The sequence below is a fragment of the Dialister sp. UBA1703 genome, assembly GCA_002320515.1.
In the GTDB taxonomy this organism is placed as follows: Bacteria; Bacillota; Negativicutes; order Veillonellales; family Dialisteraceae; genus Dialister.
In genome coordinates this window covers 1-8,387 of record DCJJ01000134.1, presented here as the reverse complement: position 1 = coordinate 8,387, position 8,387 = coordinate 1, and the positions used below count along the sequence as shown (strand labels likewise).

Annotated in this window: 5 protein-coding genes; all 5 read right to left on the bottom strand. The window is 54.5% G+C overall.

Features of this window, described 5'->3' with window-relative positions:
* Positions 1-385: 385 nt before the first annotated feature.
* The 5 genes from B2Y11_RS06000 to B2Y11_RS05980 all read right to left on the bottom strand — a co-directional run bounded on the left by B2Y11_RS06000 (position 386) and on the right by B2Y11_RS05980 (position 8,147).
* Complete coding sequence (locus B2Y11_RS06000; protein ID WP_291057313.1) at positions 386-1,414, bottom strand: threonine aldolase family protein; 1,029 nt, start codon at positions 1,412-1,414, stop codon at positions 386-388.
* Between the two features lie 199 nt (positions 1,415-1,613).
* Positions 1,614-2,810 carry a pyridoxal phosphate-dependent aminotransferase gene (locus tag B2Y11_RS05995; protein WP_291057311.1) on the bottom strand — a complete coding sequence of 399 codons (1,197 nt, stop codon included), beginning with the start codon at positions 2,808-2,810 and terminating at the stop codon, positions 1,614-1,616.
* Positions 2,811-3,367: 557 nt separating this feature from the next.
* Positions 3,368-6,487, bottom strand: a complete 3,120-nt coding sequence (locus tag B2Y11_RS05990) for an efflux RND transporter permease subunit (RefSeq protein ID WP_291057309.1) — start codon at positions 6,485-6,487, stop codon at positions 3,368-3,370.
* Positions 6,484-7,548, bottom strand: coding sequence for an efflux RND transporter periplasmic adaptor subunit (locus B2Y11_RS05985; protein WP_291057307.1), 1,065 nt, complete (start codon positions 7,546-7,548; stop codon positions 6,484-6,486). The genes B2Y11_RS05990 and B2Y11_RS05985 overlap by 4 nt, the downstream gene beginning before the upstream one ends.
* Entirely contained in the window at positions 7,545-8,147 is a 603-nt protein-coding gene (locus B2Y11_RS05980) for a TetR/AcrR family transcriptional regulator (RefSeq protein ID WP_291057305.1), read from the bottom strand. The genes B2Y11_RS05985 and B2Y11_RS05980 overlap by 4 nt, the downstream gene beginning before the upstream one ends.
* Between the last annotated feature and the right edge of the window lie 240 nt (positions 8,148-8,387).

The window sequence follows — 8,387 nt, the reverse complement described above, 5'->3', positions numbered from 1 at the left end:
AATAAATCGCTCTATGCTTTCCTGAAGAGACATGGCTCCATGGCTAAACATCCATAGTCCCACTGCTCCGCGGGGGGAAGGTGGTGGCGCCAGCCACCAAAGGGGGCTTGCATTTCCTCGCCCGCAGGGCGGTTGTAAAGGTTTTATCATAAGAGGGCGCCTTCTATAATTTAGAGGCGCCCCACCACCACCCTTTGAACCCTCTGAACCTTTTGAACCTTTTGAACCCGGGCGCCGAAAGGCGCCTGAACCCTCAAGCCCCAAAGGGGCTTGTCCATTTATTATACCATAGAAGGAAACGCCCGAGGGCGTGGAACACGCCAGCTCACTAGCTCACCAGCTCACCAGCACACTAGATCACTAGATCACTAGTACACTATCCCCCTTACAGCATTTCCAGAAGCCTATCCACTTCTTCATCGGTGGTGGCCCAGGAGGTGGCGATACGCATGACTACCTGATTTCCTTTATTTTCCCAGAAGCCCAGTTCCACTTTGCCGGAGAGTTCCTTTGCCTTTTCTTTGGTGAGGGTAATGAAAATCTGGTTGGTACTGTTTCTTACGTGCTGGTGGTACCCCTTTTCATCCAGTGCTTTCCGGATGCGGTCGGCCTGACGGTCTCCGTTTCTTCCCAATTTTTCGTAAAGGCCGCCACTGAGGAGGGTGTCGAACTGGATGGCTGCAATCCAGCCTTTGGCCAGAAGGGCGCCGTGCTGTTTGACCATGGTGAAGAAGTGGGGCACCCGGTCTTTTTTCGGGAAGACCACCGCTTCTCCCAGGAGGGCGCCGCACTTGGTGCCGCCGATATAGAAGGCGTCGCAGAGCCTGCCTAAATCGGGAAGGGTGACGTCATTCCCTTCTGTCCCCAGGCCATAGGCCAGGCGGGCGCCGTCTACGTAGAGGGCAAGGCCCTTTTCCCGGCACACCCGGCTGATGTCTTCCAGCTCTTTCAAGCTGTAGAGGGTGCCCCATTCCGTGGGCTGGGAAATATATACCATGGCCGGCATGACCAGATGGTCATGGTTTTCATCCTTCCAATAGGCATCGGCGGTTTCTGCAACCTGCTCTGCCCTGATTTTCCCGTCCACCACAGGAATTTCCAGCACCTTATGGCCGCCGTGCTCGATGGCCCCAGCTTCGTGGGCAGATACATGGCCTGTGTGGGCTGCGATAACCCCTTCGTAGGGGCGGAGCATGGTACCAATCACCACGGCATTGGTCTGGGTGCCTCCGGAAAGGAAGAACACATCCCCCTCCGGCACCCCTGCGGCAGCGCGCACCCTGTTTCTAGCGGATTCTGAAATTTCATCGGACCCGTAGCCGGTGAGTTTCTTTCCTTTGAGGGCAGAAAGCCTTTCCAGGATTTCCGGCGTTCCCGTTTCCATGTAGTCTGATGCAAAGTATAATTTTTCCATTTTCCTTCCCCATCCCTTTCGTTTGGGACTATTGTATATCAGCGGGAGGATGGTGTAAATGGGTTCCTATTCGACAGGAAAGAAGTTTCCTGTCCCAATGATTCGCGGCTGTCTCATGTCGGGTAGGAAACCTTACACACAAAAGGAAGCCATGAAGAGATGGCTCCCATCTTTTCACAGCTCCCTTATTTATCAGAAATCAGATTTTTCTTCCCGGATAGGCTTTGAGGCCTTCGCCCAGAAGGTGGATGGCTTTTTTCAGGTCTTCCACGTTCAGTACATAGGCCAGGCGGGCTTCATCCACGCCCTTGCCCGGTTCGGCGTAGAAGCCATTGCCCGGGGCAATCATGACGGTTTCTCCGTTTTCTTCAAAGTTCTGCAGCATCCAGATGGCAAATTTTTCCGCATCGTCCACCGGGAGCTTCACCATAACATAGAAAGCGCCCTTGGGGTCGGAAGAAATGACGCCGGGGATGGCGGCAAGGCCGGCGGCAATGGTGTCGCGCCGTTTCTTGTATTCCTGGTTCACCGCTTCCAGGTAGGATTTCGGCGTGTCGTAGAGAGCGGCAGCCCCTACCTGTTCCACCGTAGGCACGCAGAGGCGAGCTTGGCAGAATTTATTAATCTGGGCTGTAAATTCTTCATTCCTGCAGAGGAGGCAGCCGATGCGGGCACCGCAGGCACTGTATCTCTTGGAAACGGAATCCACGATAATCAGGTTGTCCGCCAGGTCGTCATAGGTGCCGAAGCTGGTGTAGGCGCCGTCGTATACGAATTCACGGTATACTTCGTCCGCAATGAGGGCCAGTCCGTGCTTCTTCACTACGGCGGCAATCATGTCCATTTCCTTTTTGGTGTATACCACGCCGGTGGGGTTGCCGGGGTTGGTAAGAAGGATGAGGCGGGTCTTATTGGTAATATACTTTTCCACCGTTTCCTGGTCCGGCAAACGGTAGCCGCTTTCAGCGCTTGTGGGCACAGCCCTTACATGGGCGCCAGCGATTTTGGCAAAGGAATTGTAGTTGGCATAGAAAGGTTCAAATACCAGGATTTCATCGCCGGGATCGCAGAGGGCCAGGGCTGCCAGCTCCAGCGCTTCACTGCCGCCGGCGGTAATATAAATATTTTTCTCGCTGTATTCCATGCCCCATTCCCTGTAGTATTTCTGGATCTGGTGGATGAGGTGCATATCCCCCTGGGAAGGACCATAGGCCACCGTCTTTTTATCGAAGCTGCGGATGGCTTCCATGAACTGAGGCGGCGTTTCAATATCCGGCTGTCCGATGTTCAGATGATAAATTTTCTTCCCCGCCTTCTCCGCTTCCACGGCGTAAGGTCCCAGTCTGCGAATCGGAGAAGTGGTCAGGCTCAGTGCTCTCTGTGAAATCTTCATCATAATCCCTTCCTGTTTCTAAAAATACTATAAAATCATAAGTCCATACTTTTATTATTATATACCTTTTCCGGCTTTCTGCCATGGGGAAATTGGGAAATAATCATACTGCGGCCCTGCCGCCCTCGTCATTTCGACCGCACTGAAGCAGAGTGGAGAAATCCCACGCTCTAATGGCACATGGCCCATGGTGGCAGGAGATTTCTCGACTCAGTGCCTCAGCAGTTCCCGTGCACATTCCGTCCCATAACTCCATGCAGCACCGCTCGAAATGACGGTGGGACAAAGCTGCACTGGTGTCATTCGATTTCCTCAGAAATGACCATACTGCAGCCCGCCTCTATCGTCATTTCGACCGCAGCGAAGCAGAGTGGAGAAATCTCATGCCCTAATGGCGCAAGCCGCTTTTGGCTGGAGATTTCTCGACTCAGTGCCTCAGCAGTTCCCCTACACATTCCGCCTCCTACTGCCATTGAAGCTTGCTCGAGATGACTGTGGAGCGGAGCTGTCCCACGAAAAAAGGCAGGGAAGAAATGACTGTACATTTCTTCCCTGTCCTTTTATTTTCTGTTTTTTTTCTTTGCTTTCTTTTCCTTCTTTTCCTCTTCTATTTCTTCAAACTGTTCTACGATTTCTTCCGGTTCCTTGACTTTGTACCAGAAGGCATAGAGGGCAGGAACGAAGAGAAGGCCCAGGGGAGTGGCCACGGAGAGGCCGCCGATGAAGGCTGCGGACATGGGGCTCCAGAAGGGGTTCGGGAGCAGGGGAATCATGCCCAGCACTTCCGCAAAGGAGGTAAGCATGATGGGACGGAAGCGGAGGACCGCCGATTCCACCACAGCGTTGTAGGGGGTCATGCCCTCTTCCAGGTGCTGGCGGATCTGGTCCAAGAGGATGATACTGTTTCGCACCACCATGCCGCCGATGGCCAGCATGCCGATGATGGCTACGAAGCCCATGGGCTTCTGGGTGACCACCAGGGTGAGAATGCAGCCGATCATGCCAAGGGGCGCGGAAATGGCGGCAATCACCATGAGCTTTAAGTCCTTCAGCTCAAACATGAGGATCATGAGGATGATGAATATCATAATCGGCACGGTGGCCATGATCTGTCCCATGGAAATGTCGCTTCGTTCCAGGGTGCCGCCTTTTTCAAGGGTGTACCCTTCGGGCAGGTTATTTCTGAAATCTTTCAGTGTCTTGTCATATACAGAGGAGGCCACGGTATCTGAGGTAGCATCACCGGTAATATCACTGCGGAGGGTGATGCAGGGTTCAATATTCCTGCGCCAGATGGTGCTTGTTTCGTTCTGATAGGAAATATCGGCGAATTCGCCCAACGGCACGTAGCGCCCGTTTCCTGCATATACCGGCAGGGAGGAAATGCTTCCCAAACGGGCGGCGTTATCCCCTTCCAGGCGGAAGGAAATGGGCACCAGCTGGTCGCCCTGGTAGGATTCAGCCACTTTGTAGCCCGACAGTTTCACATAGAGGTCCTGGGAGACAGCATAGTTGTCGATGCCCAGTTCCCGCACCTTGTCCTGGTTGATGGTAAGGCGCACCGTCGGTGTCTGCTGGGGCCAGTCAAGGGACGCATTGGTCACGTTCGGGTTCTGCTTCATCAGAGCCAGTGCCTCTTCTGCCAGGGCTGCCGTCTTTCCGGCGTCAGGCCCCCGGAGGCGGAGCATTACCGGATATTCTTCCAGCGGCCCGGTCTGGATGAAGCGGGTATGGGCCCGCACTTCCGGATAGCTGTCAGCCAGGAATTTCTGCACATCTTTCTGGAGGCTGTCTCTGGCAGTGGTATCTCTGGCTACGATAATCATCTGCCCATGGTCGTCTTCTGCTGCCTGGGGACTGAAAAGAAGGATGAAACGGGGCGCTGTATCTCCGATATAGGTGGAGAAGGAGGAAACCCGCTGATCCCCGTACAGGCTGTCTGCCACGGCGCTCATCACTTTCTTTGTGTCCTTAATGGAGGCACCGGAAGGCAGGTTCACGTCCAGAATGATTTCCGGACGAACGGAAGGCGGGAAGAATTCCCGATTCACCAGGGGCAGTGTGAGGAGAGAGAAGATGAAAAGGCCTGCCACGCCCACAATGGCCGTTTTTCTGTAATGAATGAAACATTTCACTGCTTTGCGGAAGGCGCTGTAAGCCTTTTCCTGTACTTTCACCTTGATGGGATTCGGTTTTCCCAGTTTAATGAACTGGTATCCCAAAACAGGACTGACAAAAATGGAAGCAATCCAGGAAAGTACCAGGGTGGAACTGATGACCCAGAAAAGGGAATTGGTATATTCTGTCACCTGTCCCACGGCCAGGCCCACGGGAATGAAGCCGGCTGCGGTAATCAGGGTGCCTGCCAGCATGGGGGCGGCGCAGGCCTTGTAAGCGCCTTCGGCTGACTCCATGCGGCTGTATCCATGCTCCAATTTCACCTGCATCATTTCAATCACGATGATGGCATCATCCACCAGAAGGCCCAGGGACACGATGAGGGAGCCCAGGGACACGATATGAAGGTCAATGCCCCGCCATTTCATGAAGAGGAAAGAGGCGCACACTACCACCGGCACGCACATGGCCAGTACCATGCCGCTCCGAAGGCCCAGGGACAGGAAGCTCACCGCCATGACGATGATGAGGGCTTCAATCAGGGCTTCCGTAAATTCGGCAATGGAATTGTTGACTACCTTCGGCTGGTCAGCCACCAGGCTCACTTCCATGCCTGCCGGAAGGTCCCCTTTCATTCTGTTTACGGCAGTCTCCAGGTTCTTTCCCAAAGTCAGGTTATTGCCGCCGTCAGCCATGGCCACGGCAATGCCGATGGCCGGTTTGCCGTTGAAATACATGAGGGACGTTTCCGGGTCCGTATAGGTCTGGGTCACTTTGGCCACATCGCCCAGATGGAAACTGCGCTCACCCACATGGATGGGAATATTTTCCAGAGCTGCCGTAGTCCCCAGAAGGCCTTCCACCCGGATAGCCACGTTGCGGGTATTGGTATGGATGGTGCCGGCAGGCATCATGGCGGACTGCTGCTGCAGCACCTTGTAAATATCAGAAGGATTCAGGCCGAAGGAAGCCAGCTTGTTCTGGTCCATTTCCACATAAATCATCTGCTCCTGTACGCCCAGGAGCTTCACCTGCTGCACGTCCGGCACCAGCACCAGCTGCCGGCGGATATTTTCCGCATACCTGCGCTTTTCCTCATAGCTGTAATCATCGCCGGTTAAAGCGTAAATAGAGCCGTACACATCATCAAAGCGGTCGTTAATCATCGGCCCTACGACGCCGGCAGGCATATCGCCCCACACATCGGTAATGGCGTTTCGCACATCGTGCCAGCGCTGCTTCACTTCCGATGCAGGTACTTCATCCTTCAAGTCCACATAAATGACCGTTTTGCCGTCATGGGTGAAGGACTTGATATAGTCCAGGCCCTTGGTGTCCTGGAGCTTCCGCTCCAGGGGATAGGTGACCTGCTCTGTAATCTGCTCTGCCGTAGCGCCGGGCCAGGCAGCTGCCACCACCATTTCACGGATTGTGAAATTCGGGTCTTCGCTTCGGCCCAGCCGGAAATAGGAAAAAATCCCGCCGATAATGATGGAGATAATGAAGAAATAGACGATCTGTTTATAACGGATGGCCCATTCCGCCAGATTCAGCCTTTTCATGTCCTCACCTCTTCACCTTCCGACAGCTTGGAAGCGCCGGCGGAAACGATGCGGTCTCCCTTGGAGATACCGCCGGTGATTTCCACCGTATCATCGCCATAGCGGCCTACGGTCACCGGCACCAGATGGACTTTGCCGTCCTTTACGACCCACACGGACGGATTCTCTTTCTGGGAAGCCATGGCCGACAGCGGTATCATGAATCCCTGACTGTCCTTCTGACTGCCGAATTTCACTTCTGCCGTCATGCCTACAGCCACGGTGTCCGGCGGGTCCATGAGGGTCACTTTGGCATCATAGGTGCCGGTCTGGGAATTGGGAGCGGCTGCCACATCACGCACCGTCCCTTCCACCGTCACACCGGGCAGAGCCCAGAAGGTCACTGTGGCCGGCGTACCTACACCATAGGAACGGTACTGCTTTTCGGTGAGGGAAATATGCACATCCAGTCTGGAATCATCAATAATGGTCACCACCGGCGTACCGGCAGCCACCACCTGTCCCACCTCATAAAGAGTGGAACCGATAACGCCGTCACGGTCTGCCGTGAGCAGGGTAAAGCCCAGATTATTCTCAGCCCAGGAGAGAGTGGCTTCCGAAGAATCCAGCTCCGCCTGGGCCAGCTGGGCCTGGTTCCTCACCTGGTCCATATTCAGCTCGGAAATGGCATTGGCAGCATGGAGCTTTTCATACCGGGCGCGGGTGGAATAGGCAAGCTCTGCCCTGGCCCGGGAAGCAATGACGGCACTTCGGGCGGAAGCCACCTGCTCCTCGGCATCCTTGGAATCCACCTTCATGAGAGCCTCACCGGCGCTCACCCGCTGGCCCTGGTCCACATACCGGGCCATAATGCGGCCTCCCGTCTGAAAAGCCAGGGGAGACTCGAAATAGCCGTGCACCGTACCGGAAAAGGTGGTCTTCTCCCCCTTCGCTGTTTCACCGGCCACCACCGTCTTCACCAGCGGCGCCTGGGTAGACACCGCCTCCTTCCTGCCGCAGCCTGCCATAAAAAAAGTCATGCCCGCAGCCATGAGGCACACCCACTTCTTCCAATTTCTCATCTCGATTTCTCCCCTTTCTTTTCAGCCTCAGCAGGAGTACATTCGTCATCCCGCTTTTCCAGCCCCTTCAGCATAATATCCTCCAGAATCTCCAGCACATCCCGGCCGGTCATATTCGTTTTCCGAAGGAAATCGGGATCCGTGAGCCCCCGAGCTGCAGAAAACACGCACTGCCGCACCACAGGGAGATTCACCTTCCGGTATTCGCCCTTCTCCACCCCTTCCTTCAGAAGGGCCATCATATCATCAAACCGGGCTTCCCGGTACTGATCCCATTCCTTCCATATCTCCTCATACCGGGCCTCCAGATCCTCATTCACCGCATCCGGCAGGTACCAGAAAGTGTGGAAATACAGACCGCAGTAAGCCATAAGCCGCCGGTTTACCGGCCCCTGGCCGGAAAGGAGCTCCGCCGCCTTCCGGTCAAACTTATCCATGGCCCAGTGCATCACCAGCCGTATCAGATCCTCCTTGGAATCTACAATCTTATAAATGGAACTCTTGCTGGCATGAAGCTTTCTGGCCAGGTCATCCATCGTAAACTTCAGCGACCTGGACTCCATCTCCTCCAGCGTCGCCTGTACAAGTCTATCCTTCATAACTTCCTCCTGGTACTGGATTGGTTTTTTTAGTACTTACATTATTATAGAAGATGAGGGAAGGGAATGTCAATCAAGAGGACACACCTTCGGTGTGAGGGTTGACGGGCCATTGGCCCGAGGGTTATGGCCGCCTGTCGGCGGCGGGTTGTGTAGAAGGGTTGTATAGAAAGGTTCGTAAGATGGATGGGCCCTATGGGCCCAAGGGTTCTTAAGCTTGGGAAGCACTGATTAATTCAT